The organism is Flavobacterium cheonhonense, from assembly GCF_035671315.1.
Classification (GTDB): domain Bacteria; phylum Bacteroidota; class Bacteroidia; order Flavobacteriales; family Flavobacteriaceae; genus Flavobacterium; species Flavobacterium cheonhonense.
Genome location: NZ_JAXAVY010000002.1, coordinates 56,641 through 75,563, shown reverse-complemented (window position 1 = coordinate 75,563; position 18,923 = coordinate 56,641). Strand labels below are relative to the sequence as shown.

15 protein-coding genes and 2 pseudogenes are annotated in these 18,923 nt (G+C 35.7%); 2 read left to right on the top strand and 15 right to left on the bottom strand.

The annotated features are described in order from the left end of the window. The first annotated feature begins 3 nt into the window (after positions 1 to 3). On the top strand, positions 4 to 270 hold the full coding sequence (locus tag SK086_RS06185) for a hypothetical protein (protein WP_073364466.1): 267 nt from the start codon (positions 4 to 6) through the stop codon (positions 268 to 270). Further along, complete coding sequence (locus tag SK086_RS06180) at positions 260 to 436, top strand: hypothetical protein (RefSeq protein WP_200798334.1); 177 nt, start codon at positions 260 to 262, stop codon at positions 434 to 436. The genes SK086_RS06185 and SK086_RS06180 overlap by 11 nt, the downstream gene beginning before the upstream one ends. A gap of 63 nt (positions 437 to 499) precedes the next feature. Here SK086_RS06180 and SK086_RS06175 read toward each other — a convergent pair whose 3' ends face one another. From SK086_RS06175 to SK086_RS06105, 15 genes and pseudogenes are all read right to left on the bottom strand, one after another. After that, entirely contained in the window at positions 500 to 922 is a 423-nt protein-coding gene (locus SK086_RS06175; protein WP_073364547.1) for a DUF6943 family protein, read from the bottom strand. Between the two features lie 59 nt (positions 923 to 981). After that, complete coding sequence (locus SK086_RS06170) at positions 982 to 1,179, bottom strand: hypothetical protein (RefSeq protein ID WP_324690488.1); 198 nt, start codon at positions 1,177 to 1,179, stop codon at positions 982 to 984. Between the two features lie 991 nt (positions 1,180 to 2,170). Continuing rightward, positions 2,171 to 2,785, bottom strand: coding sequence for an HD domain-containing protein (locus SK086_RS06165; RefSeq protein WP_324690486.1), 615 nt, complete (start codon positions 2,783 to 2,785; stop codon positions 2,171 to 2,173). An 87-nt stretch (positions 2,786 to 2,872) separates the two neighbouring features. Continuing rightward, complete coding sequence (locus SK086_RS06160) at positions 2,873 to 3,223, bottom strand: hypothetical protein (RefSeq protein WP_324690485.1); 351 nt, start codon at positions 3,221 to 3,223, stop codon at positions 2,873 to 2,875. Between the two features lie 103 nt (positions 3,224 to 3,326). Further along, a complete protein-coding gene (locus SK086_RS06155; RefSeq protein WP_121314460.1) occupies positions 3,327 to 5,909 on the bottom strand; it encodes a multicopper oxidase domain-containing protein in 2,583 nt (860 codons plus the stop codon). Positions 5,910 to 5,913: 4 nt separating this feature from the next. Beyond that, complete coding sequence (locus SK086_RS06150) at positions 5,914 to 6,786, bottom strand: DUF2911 domain-containing protein (RefSeq protein ID WP_324690484.1); 873 nt, start codon at positions 6,784 to 6,786, stop codon at positions 5,914 to 5,916. A gap of 93 nt (positions 6,787 to 6,879) precedes the next feature. Then, complete coding sequence (locus SK086_RS06145; RefSeq protein WP_229658308.1) at positions 6,880 to 7,098, bottom strand: GDCCVxC domain-containing (seleno)protein; 219 nt, start codon at positions 7,096 to 7,098, stop codon at positions 6,880 to 6,882. 51 nt (positions 7,099 to 7,149) lie between these two features. Further along, positions 7,150 to 7,488, bottom strand: a pseudogene (locus SK086_RS06140) (MerC domain-containing protein); the annotation flags it as partial. Between the two features lie 18 nt (positions 7,489 to 7,506). After that, positions 7,507 to 10,044 carry a heavy metal translocating P-type ATPase gene (locus SK086_RS06135; RefSeq protein WP_324690483.1) on the bottom strand — a complete coding sequence of 846 codons (2,538 nt, stop codon included), beginning with the start codon at positions 10,042 to 10,044 and terminating at the stop codon, positions 7,507 to 7,509. Between the two features lie 79 nt (positions 10,045 to 10,123). Further along, the gene (locus SK086_RS06130) at positions 10,124 to 10,684 is read right to left on the bottom strand and encodes a helix-turn-helix domain-containing protein (protein ID WP_026726771.1); all 561 of its coding nucleotides are present in this window, start codon (positions 10,682 to 10,684) and stop codon (positions 10,124 to 10,126) included. Between the two features lie 10 nt (positions 10,685 to 10,694). Beyond that, a complete protein-coding gene (locus SK086_RS06125; protein WP_324690481.1) occupies positions 10,695 to 11,939 on the bottom strand; it encodes a hypothetical protein in 1,245 nt (414 codons plus the stop codon). A 14-nt stretch (positions 11,940 to 11,953) separates the two neighbouring features. Further along, positions 11,954 to 13,201, bottom strand: a complete 1,248-nt coding sequence (locus SK086_RS06120) for an efflux RND transporter periplasmic adaptor subunit (protein WP_324690480.1) — start codon at positions 13,199 to 13,201, stop codon at positions 11,954 to 11,956. A 2-nt stretch (positions 13,202 to 13,203) separates the two neighbouring features. Then, the gene (locus SK086_RS06115; protein ID WP_324690479.1) at positions 13,204 to 14,451 is read right to left on the bottom strand and encodes an HlyD family efflux transporter periplasmic adaptor subunit; all 1,248 of its coding nucleotides are present in this window, start codon (positions 14,449 to 14,451) and stop codon (positions 13,204 to 13,206) included. A gap of 2 nt (positions 14,452 to 14,453) precedes the next feature. Beyond that, positions 14,454 to 15,707 carry a TolC family protein gene (locus SK086_RS06110; protein WP_026704796.1) on the bottom strand — a complete coding sequence of 418 codons (1,254 nt, stop codon included), beginning with the start codon at positions 15,705 to 15,707 and terminating at the stop codon, positions 14,454 to 14,456. Continuing rightward, positions 15,694 to 18,921: pseudogene (locus SK086_RS06105) on the bottom strand (efflux RND transporter permease subunit). The gene SK086_RS06110 and the pseudogene SK086_RS06105 overlap by 14 nt, the downstream one beginning before the upstream one ends. Between the last annotated feature and the right edge of the window lie 2 nt (positions 18,922 to 18,923).

Genomic DNA, 18,923 nt, shown 5'->3' with positions numbered 1-18,923 from the left:
ATCATGAATGTAGTTCAAAGGGCAGCTGCCCCAACCCCGAAGTTTTTTAAGATTTTGCGAACCATTGGCTTGGCATTATTGGCCGTAAGTGGTAGCATCATAGCTGCACCTGTAGCTTTGCCGGCCGTAGTTGTCACCATTGCCGGATATTCAGCCGTAGCCGGCGGAGTACTTTCGGCAGTCAGTCAGATAACTGTTGAGGACAAGGTCCTTCGACAAGCCCTGGATGACAAGGCTAAAAACCTCAATAAACCTCGTGATGGAGACTAATCTTTCCATCAAAACGGGAACTGCTTCCGGAACAGTTTTGAGCATTTTGCCCAATATACTCTCGGAAGATATTGTAAAAACAATTATCTTAGCGGTGATTGGAGCAACAGTAAGTTTTTCCGTTTCTCTATTCCTTAAATGGGTAACAAAATCTAAAAAACAATAGTCCGGTTTTGATTGGTAACCTTTACCGGATATGAGAAAGCCTAGTCGTTAGACCAGGCTTTTTTTATTTATTACAGTACCGATACAAAATAGCTTTCCGCAAATCATTTATAAGGATTAAATTCTCATGAAATTGTTTTTCCTTTTGCTGGAGCAGTTTCAGCGCGGTTATATTTTTTTGGTGCTGCTCGTGTTCTTCCATCATAGTTTTTGCTCTTGGAGTGAATTCATTTTTGAAATCCGGAAGGCGCAAAAATGGTATTACGGAGCCGATTAGGAATTGATGCCAGAATTTGGTTTGCCATAAGCTGAAGGCAATAAAATAGAAGTTTTCGCAGTCCTCTTCATGTTGTAAGAGTATCACAAAGCTATTTGTAAACGGCTCTTTTTGGGGTTTGCCGCTGTTTAATCCTTTGTTTAGGATGAACAAATGCGGTTTTGAATAGTTAGTTCCTGGTCTGTGGGTTTTGATGATAAAATTGGTCATGGCTTCGGAATTAAAGTTAACTTCTTCCTGTTCCTGTCTTGAGCGGTGGTTCCGGGTTATCACCCTGCCCCACACACAAATTTTTCAAAAGAAAAAAGGAAAAAAAAGAAAGCCGTTTGACCTTGTGGAAGGTTTCTAAAAAGCCAGTTTTTTGGATGAAATACTACCCGCAGGGTGGAGATTTTAGCCAAAACCCAAAGGGCTTGAACTTGCTTTTTTGAATACCTGCAACATAGATTTGCTCTCTTTTTTTTCATTTTTATTTTGACCAATTTTAGTCTATTTATGTTGTGTAGATTTTTTAGGTAGTGATACTACGGAGGTTCGGGAAAGGGTATAAAATTCCGGTACGGATTTTATACGCTTTCCTAGGTTTTGGTTTTATGTGTGCCTTGAGTAGTGAATAGAAAGCGTTATATGATTATAGCAGAGTTGTTGTAAAGAATGCGTAAAGGCACTTATAAAAGCAATGCATTAACATACCTAGTGCTTTGGGCAGTAGCGCGGGCAAGGGTATAGATTTTACATTTGCTTAACGAGATAGTTGTGATTGCTTTTTGGATGGCCGATGCTATTCTAAAAGTGGATAGATGACATTCGTCAAAATTTATATAATGTAACTTGTAATTACTGTGCATTGGACAGCCGGGAAAGCAATGTAAATGAATGTACTGAGCAAATGAAAAATTATACTCTTGCCGGGGATTTTGGTTTTATAGGTGCCTTGATTTGTGAATGGAAAGCTTTACCTCTATTCAATGGTATAGTGGTTTAGAACGAGCAAAGGCACTTATAAAAGCAATGCCAATACTACCGATTTAAACGGTAAGCTGATAAAACAGTTGCACTATTGGTGAATAAAAAACAGATGACTGCAATACTTCAATTGAAAAGGTATTGGTGATAAGGTGGCGGCGAAGGGTGGTTTTTTTAAAACAGGCTGGTGCGAGTCCTTCGACTGCGCTCAGGATGACGGTTTTAAAAAAGTTGCCCTGGAGCCGCCACCATGGTTCTCGTTAAGATAATGTGTGCGGCTTTTTTACATAATGTTGTTATGGCTCATGACAAGTTTTTTTTAGAAGCAGGGAGTTCATAATGAGCCATAACGCCACGTTATGTAAAGAAGCTTTGGAGAAAAAATTACCGGCGCAAGTCACGCAGTGTACGTGTTATTGTACCAATAACTGTGACGGTAATTTTTTTAGGAGCATTGGGAAGGAGTGGCAAAAGAAAGTTATTCGTCACTTTCTACAATGCTTCGAGTTCATTATTGATATTTAATCTTGCCTGTTTTTCGTATTTTTTAGAAAAGTACTCTGTTTTGTATATGGCATCCATTTGAAGGAAATGCTGAAGCGCTTTTTTTCTTCCATTGTTGTACATAAAATCGGGATAGATTGAATATTCTTCCCGGATCTGCTCGGTATATTTTTGATATTCATATTGACCTCTGCCTAATATAGCTAAATCAGCGTCTATAAGGTAATTTGTATCATTGTCTTCAGATAGTTCGTGTAGTTTGGTTGCCAATATCAGGTTGGCGCATTTTGCAATTTTTTCAGCTGGGTAACCAATTTCAGAAAGCTTTTGCATTGCAAGTTTAGCGCTGTCGCCTTCATTGGTACTACTCGATGCTTTGTAGATTATATCATGGTAAAAAACCGCTAACAGCGTAGTATCCCAATCTTCAATCTTGTCTTTTACTTCGGTCAAATCAACAATTATTGCTTCTAAATGATCAATTGTATGATACTGTCTTTTAGAGTCAGAATATTTTGTGAATATTTCCAACCACAAGTTAGTGGCCAATTCTTTATCCTTGGAATATTTGTTTACGAGCTGTAGGAATGTATCTGTTAGCATTAGAAAAGAAAGAGGGTAAAGTTACTCTTTAATGATGAATTAAAAAACGCTCCATGTAGGTGGAGCGTTTTTTTGATGAATAAAAGATTAATGAGCAATGTTATGGTGGGATACCACTATAGAATCATGCTGATGGTGGTGCGTTTCGGTATGCTGGCCGCCGGAATGATGATGTATAGTATCACCGTGATGGTAATTATTATGCTCATGTACATAAACTGAATCATGGTGATGAAAAATACTGTCATGATGATGGTATAAAGGACCACTGTGGTGAATGTTCAATTGAACATTAGATTCAACCATTTTGTTTAAGGATACTGTCATAGCTGCTGCTGCGGCAGTATTTTCTGTTTCAGCGTTGTCGGAGCTATTGCAGCTTGCTATAAACATGGCTGCAAATGCTGTTGCGATAATTGAAGTTTTTTTGTATTTCATAGGTTTTTTTATTGATTGTTAGTCAGTTAGCTAATATATAAAATTTTTAATTTCCATGTAATTTTTGAAAGTCTTTATTTAAGAAGTGTGGAGTCATAATTCATCAATAATTCAAATTTACACCCAAACCAAATCCCATGTCGCTGTCATAATGAGTCCGTGCACTAAGATTTCTTCTAATAATATATCGCAATCCTGCCATGTATTCTTTGTCTGTATTCAACATCAAATCCATACGTATCCTTTTGGAAACCGGAATATCCATACGTTCCAACTGAAATCTAAAATTACCATCCGTAAATACCTCAGCCTGCGCTCTTATTAGCATTGGCAGTATGTATTCTAAACCTGCGCTAAAAACGGAACGAATGTCTTTCGTATTGGTTTGATTGAAAATATTATGCTCTTGTTGGTCTTTCCCCATCTTTCTGTAGCGCCAATCGAAACCTATGAAGGGCATGAGCCATTGCATTTTGCCAATATAGCGACCAATATGTGTTTCTGTTTCATAACCATGATGGTCATTGTAACCCAATCGCCATTCTGTTCCGATACTCCAGCGTGTATTACTTAACATTGCCATACCATCGTTTCCATTGGTGGCAAAATCGTTTTCTGCCATAAAATGAAACTTCCTATCATCAGCAAATAATTTACGTTGGGCTAATTTAGGGTTTGGGATTTCAGGATTTGGAGGCGAATTTTCATAACTAAAAACTCTTCCCATTCCAGACATCATATGGTAAAGGATATGACAGTGAAAGAACCAGTCACCGCCGTCTTCGCTTGCAGCGAATTCAATAGTATCGGTCTCCATTGGCATGATATCGATAATGTTTTTTAAAGGCGCATAATCACCATGCCCGTTAATCAGTCTAAAATCATGACCATGCAAGTGCATTGGGTGTCGCATCATTGAATTGTTATGCAAAACAATGCGCAAAATCTCTCCTTTTTTAATTAGAATTTTGTCGGTTTCTGAAACGACTTTATTATCCAAACTCCAAACATAGCGATTCATATTTCCGGTAAGTTCAAACTTGAGTTCCCTAACAGGAGCGTCTTTTGATAATGCTGTGCTTATAGGCGATTTTAGCATGGCATAGTTTAATGTTACGATATCAGCAAGTTCATTGGGATTGTACTTATTTGCCATATTGTGACTATCATGCTGCTTTTCGGGAGTATCCTTTTTGGCTTCTCCTTTATCCATTTCCATAGGCATTTCTTTAGAATCCTTTTTTTGTGGGCCTGTAATTTCGGGATACATTACGGCGTTCATGTCCATCTGGTTCAACGACATCTGCATTCCCATGTCATCAAGATCACCATTCATCTTCATCATATCGTTCATCATTTGCATTCCTTCGAAATACTTCAGTTTGGGTAAAGGTGAAATGAGTTGTTTGATGCCGTTGCCAATGTATATTGAAGTTGATTTTGTCCTATCTTCCGGTGTGGCTAAAAACTCATAGGATGTGTTTTCTGCGGTGATTGTTAGTACAACATCATAGGTTTCAGAAACGGCAATAAGCAAACGGTCTACCTCAACTGGTTCGACATCATTACCATCACTGGCGACTACGGTAATTTTACCTCCGGCATACGTTAGCCAAAAATTACTTGAGGCACCGCCATTCGAAACCCGTAATCTTACTTTATCACCTGCCTTAAATTGTGACAGCTGGCTCTCATTTTTACCGTTGATTAAGAATTTTTCATAGTAAACATCGCTTACATCCATAGCGTTCATGCGCTTCCATTCATTTATAATCTTGGTTTTGAAATAGCCTTGTTGTATGGCTTCGCCATAGCTTTGGGTTGTGCCTTTTTTTATGGCAAACCAATCTGATGCATTGTGTAGCATCCTATGGACATTCTCGGGGTTGATATCGGTCCATTCGCTCAACACAATCGGAATTGTTGGAAGATCATCTATTCCTTCTCGGAAATTCGGATCGGAATTTTTTTTATTCATTACAAATGAACCATACATTCCGATTTGTTCCTGTAATCCGGAATGGCTATGGTACCAATGTGTACCATGTTGGCGAATTGGAAAGGAATATTTGTAAGTGCTGTGTGGCTTTATTGGCATTTGTGTAAGGTTGGGAACACCATCTTCTTTGTTAGGTAAAAACAAGCCATGCCAGTGCAATGATGTTTCTTCATCGAGTTCGTTATGAACATAAATCTCTGCTGTATCGCCTTCTGTAAAGGTTAATGTGGGCATTGGAATTTGACCATTTACTGCTATTGCTCTTCTTGATTTTCCTGAAAAGTTCACTATTGTATCGCGAACATATAAATCGTACCTAACTACTTTTGGCGGTTCGTCTTTTATTACTCTTTTTTTTATGGGAGGATTTGCCGGTGCCTTCTCCATGTTTTTCATATCATGAGCCTTATTAGTATCGACTTTGTCTGTGGAGGCAGATTTAGTTTTTTCGAGTGTTGTCTTTTTAACAGGTGTAGTGGTTTTTGGTTTTGCACTTGCTTTCGGTTCAACTGTCTTTGTTTTTTCTTTTACTAATGCCATACCACATTTGGGACATTTACCGGGTTTGGATGAATGTATTTCGGGATGCATTACACAGGTGTAAAATGTTTGCGTTGAATTAATTTGTGCTGTAACAAAATGAATTGTAAAAAAAAGAAAGACTATAATTGACAATTTGATTTTCATGACTTTAATTTTTTAGTATTATTTCCCAATCAGCTATTTTTTTCTTCAATATTTCTATTGAACTTTTCATTTTTTCCTTATCCGCCAGCGAAAGTGCTTTCTTTGCTGCTTCAATTGCATTAGTATAATCTTTTGCTTCTGAAGCTATTTTTTGTCTCAAATTTGGGTAGTAAAAATTTTCAGGGTTTATTTTTTCTGCTTCCAAAAGCCATAGAATTGCTTGTTTATAATCTCTATTAGTACTGTAGTAATAATTAGCGGCCTGAAATAATAAAGCGGCATCTTTCGTTTTTGCTTTAATGATATGTTGATTTATCAACGCTATTAAAGTATCGTCCTCTTTGCTCTTTACAGGTATTTTAACCATTGTATTTTCCCAAAGTATTTTTAGAAATGCTTCTCCTTTGCTATTGATGTCATTTAATTCAATAGTAAATGTTTCATAAAAGTTGTGACTTTTTTCTAAAGGGACTTTGAAACGCATAATATCTTTTTTCTCATCATAGCCAGTTTCACCATGTAAAGTAGTGTCTGAGTTGACAATTATAGTCCACTCATTTATTGAAGGAATTGTGAATATTGAGTAACTACCTGTTTTTAATACATTGTTGCCAAATGAAATATCTTCGGAAGTAGTTATTACAGTACAATCACTTGCCCCTGTTCGCCAAAGTTTATCAAATGGTACTAACTCCCCAAATATTTTTCGTCCTCTGACTAAAGGTCTGCTATATGAAATTTTTATTTTTGCGCTACCCACTTCTTGCTCATACGATGCTGCAGGGCTAGCTGCAGTTACTCTAATTTGAACTTTGTCTTGTGCTGACAGTATTACAGATTGCAAAAGCATAAAGCTTAATAGGATGTTTTTTTTCATTTATTTTAATTTTTAAATATGTTGGAATATTAATCTAATTCTTTAAGCTTAGCTTTCATTTTGTTAGCTTCCGCATGCTGCCCTGTACTATTTTTAGCAGCACTTTTCACCTGATTGAATAGGTGGACATTTTACAGTGCCATAGCTGCAATAAACACAACAATCACCTTGTTTAGGTTTCACTATTTTTTTACAGTTTTCGCATTCATAGAAGAATTGACAAGCATCAGTAGGCATCATTTCTTCTTTTTTGTGACCGCAATGTGGACATGTTATTTTTGATTTCAGTTCTACTGATTTACCGTTGTACATCGTGCAAGTATTACAGCCATAGTGAAGTTTGTTTCTATGATAATTGACTATTGTAGCGATAAGAAGCCCGAACATACCAGTATATAAAAAATAGGACTGATAATCATTATTACAAAAGTAATAGCTGTAAAAAATGATTATTGTACTTGGAATAGCTATCAACAAAGGATATAGGCATCTATGCAGGCGATAGGAAAGAAAAAAGCCAACTAAAGATAATAGGACCATCCCTTGAAAAATCCACATTGTCCAACCTCCAAAAAGTTCAAAACTACCTAAACCTAAAGCAGATGCTACAAATGCAAAAAGAGGGAAACAGCAAGGCGAAAGCAATGCTGTAAAGAACATCCCGATTGTTCCTAATTTATCTATGTTATTTTTTAGTTTCATTCGTGTTATCGTTAATTATTATAGTTTTAAACCTCTTAGTCTCAAGGCATTGATAATAACAGATACGGAGCTGAAAGACATTGCCAAAGCTGCAATCATAGGAGATAGTAAAATTCCGAAAACCGGATATAACACACCAGCTGCAATTGGGACACCAAGTACATTATAGAAAAAGGCAAAAAATAGATTTTGTTTAATATTTCTCATAACAGCATGGCTTAAATTCTTGGCTTTTACGATACCCTGTAAATCGCCTTTGACCAGAGTTATTTTGGCACTTTCAATAGCGACATCTGTTCCTGTTCCCATTGCTATTCCAATGTTGGCTTGTGCCAATGCCGGCGCATCATTTATACCATCGCCAGCCATGGCTACAATTTTGCCTTCTGCCTGCAATTTTTTAATTTCTTTGAGTTTGTCTTCGGGTAAGCATCCAGCTTTATAGGTTTTTAATCCCAATTCATCAGCAACTGCTTTAGCTGTATTGACATTGTCACCAGTCATCATGATTACTTCGACACCTTGGCGCATTAACTCTTTTATGGCATCTTTGCTGGAGGTTTTAATGGCGTCTGTTATAGATACAAAACCAACTGCAATGCCATCAATAGCAATGTATGAAACGGTTTTACCTAATTTTTGTTCGGTAATGATTTTGCTTTCTAAATCGGCAGCGACTGTTGCTTTGACTTGTTCCATTAATTTTTTATTACCCAATGCTACTTTTTTACCGGTAACTGTTCCTGTAACTCCTTTACCGGCAACAGCTTCAAAATCTTTTACCTCGATTAAAGCAATGGATTTTGATTTAGCATAATTGACAACAGCCTGTGCTAATGGGTGTTCGCTATGTTGATTTAAAGAAGCGATACTTTGCAATAGTTCGTTATCATTGTTGTTGGATGCATAAATTTTTTCGACAGATGGTTTTCCTTCGGTGATGGTACCAGTTTTATCGGTAATTAAAACATTAACCTTATTCATGTTCTCTAAAGCTTCGGCATTCTTTATTAAAACGCCTGATTGTGCTCCTTTGCCAACACCAACCATTACTGACATGGGAGTTGCCAGACCCAGAGCACAAGGACAGGCTATGATTAATACAGCAATTGCATTTATAAAACCATAGACTAAGGCCGGTTCGGGACCAAATTTTGTCCAAACAAAAAATGTTATTACTGATATGATAACCACAATTGGCACAAAGTACTTGGAGATACTATCTGCTAATTTCTGAATTGGAGCTCGTGAACGACTGGCATCATTTACCATTTGCACGATTTGAGATAGCAAGGTTTCGGAACCTACTTTTTCGGCTATCATCACAAATGATTTGTTTCCGTTTATTGTTCCGGAAATTACGTTATCGCCTTTCTTTTTATCAACCGGTATTGGCTCACCAGTAATCATGGCTTCATCTATACTGCTTTCCCCATCGGTTATTTTACCGTCAACAGGAATTTTATCTCCGGGTTTTACTCTCAATAAATCGCCTTTTTTGATGTCGTGGATTGATATTACTTTATCACCGCCATCAATAACCAAAGTAGCTTCAGTTGGCGCAAGTTTTAATAATTCTTTGATAGCTCCGCTGGTTTGGCTGTGTGCCCTTGCTTCGAGTAATTGTCCTAACAAAACTAAAGTCAGAATAACTGTTGTTGCTTCAAAGTATAATAATACAGTTCCGTGTTCTGTTTTGAATTCACTTGGAAAAATATCCGGAAAAAACATTCCGACTAAACTAAATAAAAATGCCACTCCCGTTCCAATTCCGATGAGTGTGAACATATTCAGATTCCAAGTAATAATTGATTTCCAGGCGCGGACAAAAAATACCCAACAGGCATAAAAAACAACAGGAAGAGATAAAATAAGCTGTACCCAGTTCCATTTGTCCGCATCCATTAGTTGCAATAAAGGATTATTGTGTGCCATTTCAATCATGGCAATGGCGAAAATGGGAACTGTAAACACAACTGCTATTTTCATTTTCTTAACCAAATCTTTATAAGTCCTTTGGTCTCCGCTTTCGCTTGGTTCCATTGGTACTAAATCCATACCGCATATAGGACAGGAACCCGGAGTTTCACTAATTACTTCGGGATGCATTGGACAAGTATATAGTGTCTTGTTTACGGTTAGTTCAGGTGCTTTGACTAGATCCATTCCACACACAGGACAATCGCCCGCTTTGTCATAGACTTTTTCGCCTTCGCAATGCATTGGGCAATAATATTTACCAGCGGCGTTGGTTGGTATAACAGCCTCTTTTTTATAATTATGCTCATGAGTAGAACAACATGACTTTGCAGCGGATTCATTAGTTGTAGTATCTTCTGTAGTTTTATCATTGCTCATTTCTATGGTGTATTTTCCAACAGTCGTCAGTGCTTCCTGCAACTTTGATGTTGGAATGTGTTTGTCCATAGTAATTATGGCCACTGGTGGGCTTAATGAAACTTTTGCTTCAATACCATCAATAGTATTCAATGCTTTCTCGACTTTAGAGCGACAACCATCGCAAGTCATTCCGGTAATGCTGTAAGTATGTATCATTTTTTTATATTATTTTAATACAAATTTCTATCATAACTGCTTTTTGTATTTGCAAAATTTTGGGTTTGATTTGCAAGATTTATAAGTCTTCGATTTGCTTTCGTTTAATGGTTTTTATATTCTTAAAGTGTGTTGGTGAAAAGCCGGTTACTTTTTTGAATTGATTACTTAAATGTGAAACGCTACTATAGTTTAAAGAGTAAGCTATTTGGCTTAGGGATAATTCATCATAGATGATCAACTCTTTTACTTTCTCAATTTTCAGATTAATGAAGTATTTTTCAATTGTTGTGTTTTCTACTTCGGAAAAGAGGTTGCTCAAGGTATTATAGTCTTGGTGTAGCTCTTGGAATAGAAACTCGGATAGATTTGTTTTTAAATGATTGTTTTTATTTTGAACCAAATCAATAATCAATGTTTTAATCTTATCGATAGTTTTGCTTTTCCTATCATCAATCAAATCAAAGCCTACAGCATGAAGCTTTTTTAATAATTCGTTTTTTTGGATTTCCTGAATGTCATTTTTCAATTCAACTTCACCTAAATCAACTGAAACAGGATTGATGCCCATATTTTCAAATACAGATTTTACTACTATCTTGCAGCGGCTGCATACCATATTTTTAATGTGTAGCTTCATCATTGAGTTATTAAATTGTTTTTGCTATTTTATCCATGATCGAATGGTCTGTACCGAATTTGCAAATTGCATCACAATTGGTTCTTAGTTCTGAAAAGAGAATGTATTTAATATTCATTTTTGAATTTTTTATAACAGGTCTATTGAGTTGCTGAATGACATCTTTTTCGCGACTGTCAGGGATTATGATATAAAATACTTCATCACCATCAGAAATACTGAAATAAAGATCTGAAAGACGCAAAATCCCAGAGTAAATACTAGTGCTTTTTTCTACTTCAAATGCTCCGATAATGTTGTCAGTTCCTTTTTCAAACCATAAAACATCTATGAGTTTGATGGTGTTCTGAGTGTCTTTGTCACAAGGTAATTCAGGGAATTTATTTATAGAGATAAAAGAAAAATTTTGTCCGTTGAAAGCTTTGCTTTTATCATTACTTGCCGGTGTAACATCGAATCCTAATGATGCCCCAATTTTCAATAGATGGTATTGCATTTCACTATGCAGATTATCTTCTTTTTTTTCTTCGATAATTTCTTTTTGGCGTTTTACTATGTTTTTTTCGAATTTATGACGCTCTTCTTCACTCAGATAATCATCATTTCCTATTAGCATTTTTTGAGTCCCAATTTCAAAACACAATCCTGCGATTGCACCTAAATCATTGGATAGTTCCGATTTGAATTTTGAATTTGTTTCCAGTAGTGTCTCTCTAATTTTTAAGTATTCACTCCAGCTCCCCAATTTTTTTTTATCCTTGAATAAAAAATTAAAACCATTTACAATTGCCGTGTTGAAAGGAGGAAACCACGTTGGGTGCAAAAAATACAAAATACTGGCAACGGCCGGCCCCAATCCTTTGATGCGTAATTCGTCCAGTTTAACAATTTCTTTAAGTACCTGTTCTTCATTTTTTGCGTTAATACAATTTTCTAAGAATTGGCCAAAAGCAATTTTATTGGTTTGATTTTCATAGATATCAGGAATTCGGAGTTTTGGTTTCCAATAAAAAGGATGTGAAACCCCAACAAATACCTGTTTTTGCTCGGCAATGCAATTCAGTACAAATTCTAAGCTGCTATTTTTAAAATCGTTTGGGAATGATTTGTTTTTGATATCTTCAACAACCTGAATAATGCCTCGACGGATAGTTCTGAACGCTTTTAACCGTTGGTCATTATCCACAAACCAAGTATTATAAACACTTTCTGAATCGTTTTTGTATTGCTGTATTATTTGATTAAAATTGTTCATCCTTACTGTTTAAATTACATTTTCATGCCTTCCATCGGGTCGCTGCCTTTGCGGAATTTATATTCGCTATTGATGGCATAGGCTCCTGTTATCACTACTTTTTGATCATTGGCAATTTTTGTTTTGATTTCTATCAGTCCATTGGTTTCAATTCCTGTTTCTACCATTAGATTTTCATAAACTCCCGGTTTTTTTTCTACCCAGATGTAGGATGCGTTTTGTTCTCTAATTACTGCATCGGTAGGAATGTAGATTCCTTTACCGCCGGAAATCATCAATTTTGCAATGGCCTGCATTCCCGGTTTTAAGATTAGATTTTGATTTGGGACTTCAAATCGAATCAATAGTAAACGGGTTTCCGGGTTTATTTCAGGATTGATAAATGAGACTTTAGCACTTATAGATTTATCGGGAAAATCGGCAAAAGTTATGGTAGCATTTTGACCTATTTTAAGACTATTGAAATAGTTGATATTTACTTGTGTTTCGAGCCAAAGTTTACTTAAATCGGTTACTTTAATTATTGGAGTTCCTTCCATGACATAACTCCCTTCAACGGCATTTATTTCAGAAATTGTACCACCGACAGTGCTGTAAAATGTGGTATAGGGCGAAACATCTTTGTTGCTTTTTATATTCTCAATTTGAGTGTTGGACAAACCATAGAAGAGAAGCTTTTGTTTGGCCGCATTCATTATGTTTTTTGCATTTTTTCCAAAATCACCGGGCATCTCCAATTGTTTAAAGGCAGTATAATAGTCTTGTTTTGCTATTGCAATATCTTCACTGTACAATTGATATATTGGCTTGTTCTTGGATAGGTAATCACCCGTAGATTTGAAATACAATTTTTCAATTCTGCCCATTGCTTTTGAAGAAAAGGTTTTAGATTTTTCTTGATTGAATGTTAAAACACCTGTGTAGTTTTGTTCTAAATTGTTTTGTGTTTGTCCTATAACTTGAGTTGTGATATTACCAAGTTGAATTTGTTGTTTACTTAAACTTATTTGGTTAACCTCACTATCATCCTGTTTTATGGGTGTTAACTCCATGTGGCAAATAGGACACTTGCCGGGTTTATCTTCTTTTACTTGAGGATCCATAGAACATGTATAAAAAGTAGTTTCTTTATTTTTATCATGTTGAGAGTGGTCTTCTTTTTTATTCTCATGCTGAGAATGGTCTTCTTTTTTAGAAGAATTACAAGCTGTAAATATTAGGGAAAGCAATAAAAAGATGCCTATTTGATTTAAATTTTTCATACTTACTCCGTTTTAATAAAGCTTTCGCTATCGATTAAATATTGTGCATTTTTTGCAATAGTATCACTAACAGAAATACCTTTAATGATTTGAATATAACCGTTCAGTTCAAACCCTGTTTTTACCGGTGTTGCTTTAAAACCATTGTGAGATTTAACAAAAACAATTTTTTTATTACCTGTACTTACCAATGCGTTTTTTTGTATCCAAAGACCGCTAATTGACCGTGTTTTTATAATACCTTGCAATCTCAAACCTATCGGCAATTTGAGTGTATTGTTGTTTAAATAAACCCTAATTCTATTGGTTTTGTCGGTAGCATTAAATTGTGTTTCAATAAAATTTATTTTCGCTTCTATTGATTCTTCAGCATTGAGTTCAGAAGTTATTTTAATGGCTTGATTGACTTCAATAAAACTGCTGCTTTCCTGAGTAATGTTGAATACTCCCCAAACTTTATCAGTATTTACTAATTTAAACACAACTTCTCCTTTTTTGACATAGTTTCCTTCTTTTAACCCAAGTTTTTCAGTACTGTTATTCATACTTTGCATTGCAGAATTTGATGGAGTAACCATTGTTTCTGACCCTATGACAATTCCATTAGAAGGACTGTAAATGGCTATTTTAGGATTGGCTTTTTTTGAATTAGCTAAAGCACTTATTTGATTTTGAGTCATACCGTAAAGCAACAACTTTTGTTTTGATGCCTCAATAATTGAGCTGTTATCAATATCATTTGAAAGTAAATAAATAAAGTTTTCTTGCTCAGTTAAAAGTTCAGGGCTATATAAATCAAATAATTTTTGTCCTTTATTAATTCGTTGGTATTTAAAATTCACATATATTTTTTCAATTCGGCCACTTATTTTTGCTGCAATATTTACCGCTGAATTTGGGTCATAAGCGACAGTGCCAGGAAGATTGATTTCACCACTTAAAGTTGAATCTATTGCTGTTATAGTTTGAAATTTACCCACTACAAAGTTATCTGTTGGCTTGATGATATTTTCAATATTATAATCTTCAATAGCATGATTGTCAATTACTTTTTTTACTAAAGTCATTCCGCAAATAGGGCAGTTTCCAGGTTTATCTCTAATAATTTGCGGATGCATTGAACAGGTATAGACAACGTTTTGATGAGAGCTTGCGTCATGTACTTCAGGTTTTATGACATAGAAATAAATAGCAGAACCGATTATTGCTATTATACCTAGAATCAAACCATATTTTATATACTTATTCATAGTTACTTAATTTCGAGTTGTTTTTCGATTTCGACCTGAGTGTTTAGTATGGACTGCAATTTGTCGAGAGCGTCCATTTGGGCCATGTTCAAAGCTTCCCATGCGTCTAAGACAATGAACAAATCACCAGTGTTATTTTGCCAAGCCAAAACGGCGGTATCATAATTTTTGCGCAATGAAGGGATGATGCTTTTTTCGGAGATATTGTATTGTTTATTGAGGTTAGAAAGCTCTGTATTCATGCCCGAAATCATTCCAACTGTTTCATTTAAAATCATTTGTTTTTGCCAATTGAGACTTTCATTTTTAATTTGAAAGCTACTGATATTGGCTTTGTTCATTTTTGTTGACCAAGGCATGGGGATAGTCATCATGCCCATTAGTGAGAATTGCTGTGGCTGTTGTCCAAAAGCAAACATGTGGTCATATTTAACTCCAAATTCGGGTAGAAATTTTGATTTTTCTGCATCAATTTTCAGTTGGTTTACTTCCATGGTTCTTTTGATGGCATTTATATCACTTCTGTTTTTGGAAATTGATGAGGTGTCCAATAGTTGTGAATTGTATTCCTTTAGTTCGAATGCTTCTTCAATTTCAAACACCATATTTTTATCTCTTGACATTAGAGTGTTGAGCATAATTCTTTTTTGTGAAATATCATTCTGAAGCATTATAATCATACTTTCTAACTCATTATATTGAGATTTTGCTTTATAATAAGTGGGGAGTTTATCCATATTGTACTGGTATCTTATTTCCATGCTTTTTATCATGTATTTTAAGAGTAGTAAGTTATCATTGGCCACTTTGACTTTTTTGTTTAGTACAAGCCATTGATAATAATTTGTCTTGGCTATAGCATAAAGCTGATTTAAAGTGTAATTTTTGTTTTCTTTTTCAACAGATGACATTGCGTTCATATACTTGTATTCGGCATTTTGTTTTTTTGAATTGGGAATCATTTGTGAGACTCCAATCATATAACTGCCCATGCCAGGACTCATATCATCTGCTTTCCACATTTTGGTATTGTAGGGCGTCATAAAAAAACCGGTTTCTACTTGAGGTGCCATCCAGCTTTTAGCCCCTTTTGCAGCAGCATCCATACTTTGGATATCGGCATCATACATTTTTAGCTGCGGATTATCGGTTTTGATTGTGCTCAAGATATTATCCAGTGAAACAATCTGTGCATTAGCAATTGTAAAGCTTAAAATCAAAAAGCTTATAACGATATAATATTTATTCTTTAACATCTATAAGTTCTATTTTGCCTTTAGTTTTTAATTCGTGAAGTTTCACCATTTCAAAAACAATAGGAGTTACTAATAATACATAAATTGTAGAAGTAATTGTCCCACCAATAAGAGGAACTGTGATAGGTAACATTACATCGGCACCTGTACCTGTTGCCCAAAGTATCGGAATAAGACCAAATAAAGAAACAGAAACCGTCATTAGTTTTGGTCGCAACCTTTTGGCTGATCCATCAATAATATATTGTCTCAATATTTCTTCGGTGATAACCTCTTTGCTATTTCCGTATTTCTCAACCATTTTGTTCATAGATTCATTCAAGTAAATAGTCATCAACATTGCTGTTTCAATGGCCATTCCGAAGAGGGCAATAAAACCAACTGCAACTGCAACAGATAAATTAATTCCATAAAAGTAGACCATAAAAACACCACCAATTAAAGCAAAAGGTACTGTTATCATAGTAATTAGAGATTCTTTCATGGAGTGGTAAGTAAAATATAAAATAAGGAAGATAATTATCACCACAATTGGTAGTATGATGCTTAGCGTTTTATTGGCTCTCAACTGATTTTCCCACTGGCCACTCCATTCAATGTAATATCCTTTTGGCATTTTAGACATCATTGAATTTAATTTTTTCTGAGCTTCTTTCACAGTACTACCTAAATCTCGATCACGTACATTAAACAGCACACTTCCCCGAAGCATGGCATTTTCGCTATTTATCATAGGCGGCCCATCGCTTATTTTTACCTCTGCAATGGTTTCTAAAGGAATTGGGCCATATTGCATCGTTTGGACTTGCAATTTTTTCAGTGCATCAATACTGTTTCTATATTCTTGTGCATATCTTGCATTTACAGAGAAGCGTTGTCGTCCTTCAATTGTAGTTGTCAGTTTCATTCCTCCGATAGCTGCTTCAACAACTGCATTAATATCGTCAATTGAAAGGCCGTATCGTCCCAACATTTCCCTTTTGGCTTCAATATCGATGTATCTTCCGCCGGTAATTGGCTCTGCATATAAATCTTTTACACCCGAAGTACCTTCGAGTGCTTTTTTGATTTTTTGAGATAGTGCATTAATAGTATCTAAACTTTCTCCGTAAACCTTAATCCCAACATCGGTTCGGATACCGGTAGAAAGCATGTTTATTCTGTTAATGATAGGTTGTGTAAAGCCGTTGGTTACTCCAGGAATTTGAAGTTTATTGTTTATTTCGGTAATGATGTCATTCTTCGTTTTTCCTTCTCTCCATTCACTTTGAGGTTTTAATAAAATGATGGTTTCAATCATGCTGATAGGGCTGTTATCTGTAGCTGTATTTGCTCTACCGGCTTTTCCCAATACATGGTCTACTTCGGGAATTGATTTTATTAGTTTGTCTTGAACCTGCAATATTCTTTTTACTTCCGAGTTGGAAACATCGGGCAAAGTAACCGGCATGAAAAGTACAGAGCCTTCATCCAACGGTGGCATAAACTCGGAACCTAAGCGAGTAAACATCACTAAACCAATTAGTAAAGCGACTATATTAATTCCTAAAACCGTTTTCCTCCATTTCAAACAAAAAACTAAAATTGGAGTATATATACTTTCCAGTTTTCTGTTGATTGGATTTTTATTCTCAGGGCGAAGTTTGCCTTTTAATAAAAAGCTTATAAGCACCGGTGTGAGTGTGATGGCTAAAAATGCATCAACGATAAGAATGAAAGATTTAGTCCAAGCCAAAGGGCTAAACAACTTTCCTTCCATACCTGTGAGTAAAAAAACCGGCAGAAAAGAAGCAATTACGATTAGTGTTGAGTAAAAAACACCCGGTCCTACTAACTTTGATGATTTTTCAATTAGTTGAAGTTTTTCATCAGAGGATAAAGGGTCGTGTTCCTTTTTAAATAAATTTTTAATTTTTTCTATCATCATACCAATTTACTTGTTATCAATCATTTCTTCTTGTTTCTCTGAGATTGTCCTGTAGGCGTTTTCAACCATTACAATTCCATCATCCACAACAACTCCAATAGCGAGTGCAATACCGGTTAATGACATAATATTAGATGAAATACCAAATGCTTCAAGCAATATGAAGCCAATTGCTACGGATATAGGAAGTTGAATTAAGATTATAAGGGCGCTTCTCCAATGGAACAGAAAAATTAAGATAACGAGTGAAACTGCTATCATTTCTTCTATAAGTGTTCCCTTGACAGATTCAATAGCTTTTTCGATTAACTCGCTTCTGTCATAGGAAGTTTTAAATTTCACTCCTTCGGGCAATCCTTTTTCAACTTCTTTCATCTTTGCTTTAACCGCTTTGATGACTTTATCAGCATTTTCGCCGTAACGCATTACCACTATACCGCCTACGACTTCCCCAGTTCCGTTTTGGTCAAAAATTCCAAGGCGTAAATCTCCACCCATTTGTACTGAACCTATGTCTTTTACCTTCACAGGGATAGAATTGTAATTTTTAATCGAAATATCCTCGACATCTTTACTGTTCTTTATGTAGCCTAAACCTCTAATGATATAAGACATATTACTCATTTCAAACTTTCGGCCGCCTACATCATTGTTATTAGCCTTAACAGCATTCATTACTTCCATCATACTGACATTATAATACTGCATTTTTAGTGGATCTAAAACCAATTGATATTGCTTTTCAAAACCTCCGAATGAAGCAACTTCTGCTACACCGGGAACAGTTTGCAGTGCAAATTTCACATACCAATCCTGTAAGGCACGTTGTTCCCCAAGATCCATTCCGTTAGCTTCCAAATGATACCAAAAAATGTGGCCTACTCCTGTACCATCAGGACCTAAGGTTGGAACAACATTTTGTGGAAGTAAACGTTGGGCATAATTTAATCGTTCCAACACACGGGTTCTTGCCCAGTAGGTATCTACATTGTCTTCAAAAATGATATAGACAAAGCTCATCCCAAACATGGAGGCTCCCCGTATATTTTTAACTTTTGGTATCCCTTGAAGATTAGAAACCAAAGGATAAGTTACTTGCGCTTCGATTACCTGTGGGCTTCTACCCATCCACTCGGTAAATACAATAACCTGATTTTCGGATAAATCAGGAATTGCATCGATAGGGTTTTGTCTTACGCTGTAGATTCCCCACACAAATAATCCTGCAGAGACCAGTAGCACAATTGCTCTGTTTTTTAGTGAGAATGTTATTAGTTTTTCTACCATAT

What these genes read in the sequence shown, in the direction of transcription:
- SK086_RS06185 (WP_073364466.1), top strand. Translation starts at nt 4, where the DNA reads ATGAATGTAGTTCAAAGGGCAGCTGCCCCAACCCCGAAGTTTTTTAAG.
- SK086_RS06180 (WP_200798334.1), top strand. Translation starts at nt 260, where the DNA reads ATGGAGACTAATCTTTCCATCAAAACGGGAACTGCTTCCGGAACAGTT.
- SK086_RS06175 (WP_073364547.1), bottom strand. Translation starts at nt 922, where the DNA reads ATGACCAATTTTATCATCAAAACCCACAGACCAGGAACTAACTATTCA.
- SK086_RS06170 (WP_324690488.1), bottom strand. Translation starts at nt 1,179, where the DNA reads ATGAAAAAAAAGAGAGCAAATCTATGTTGCAGGTATTCAAAAAAGCAA.
- SK086_RS06165 (WP_324690486.1), bottom strand. Translation starts at nt 2,785, where the DNA reads ATGCTAACAGATACATTCCTACAGCTCGTAAACAAATATTCCAAGGAT.
- SK086_RS06160 (WP_324690485.1), bottom strand. Translation starts at nt 3,223, where the DNA reads ATGAAATACAAAAAAACTTCAATTATCGCAACAGCATTTGCAGCCATG.
- SK086_RS06155 (WP_121314460.1), bottom strand. Translation starts at nt 5,909, where the DNA reads ATGAAAATCAAATTGTCAATTATAGTCTTTCTTTTTTTTACAATTCAT.
- SK086_RS06150 (WP_324690484.1), bottom strand. Translation starts at nt 6,786, where the DNA reads ATGAAAAAAAACATCCTATTAAGCTTTATGCTTTTGCAATCTGTAATA.
- SK086_RS06145 (WP_229658308.1), bottom strand. Translation starts at nt 7,098, where the DNA reads ATGTACAACGGTAAATCAGTAGAACTGAAATCAAAAATAACATGTCCA.
- SK086_RS06135 (WP_324690483.1), bottom strand. Translation starts at nt 10,044, where the DNA reads ATGATACATACTTACAGCATTACCGGAATGACTTGCGATGGTTGTCGC.
- SK086_RS06130 (WP_026726771.1), bottom strand. Translation starts at nt 10,684, where the DNA reads ATGAAGCTACACATTAAAAATATGGTATGCAGCCGCTGCAAGATAGTA.
- SK086_RS06125 (WP_324690481.1), bottom strand. Translation starts at nt 11,939, where the DNA reads ATGAACAATTTTAATCAAATAATACAGCAATACAAAAACGATTCAGAA.
- SK086_RS06120 (WP_324690480.1), bottom strand. Translation starts at nt 13,201, where the DNA reads ATGAAAAATTTAAATCAAATAGGCATCTTTTTATTGCTTTCCCTAATA.
- SK086_RS06115 (WP_324690479.1), bottom strand. Translation starts at nt 14,451, where the DNA reads ATGAATAAGTATATAAAATATGGTTTGATTCTAGGTATAATAGCAATA.
- SK086_RS06110 (WP_026704796.1), bottom strand. Translation starts at nt 15,707, where the DNA reads ATGTTAAAGAATAAATATTATATCGTTATAAGCTTTTTGATTTTAAGC.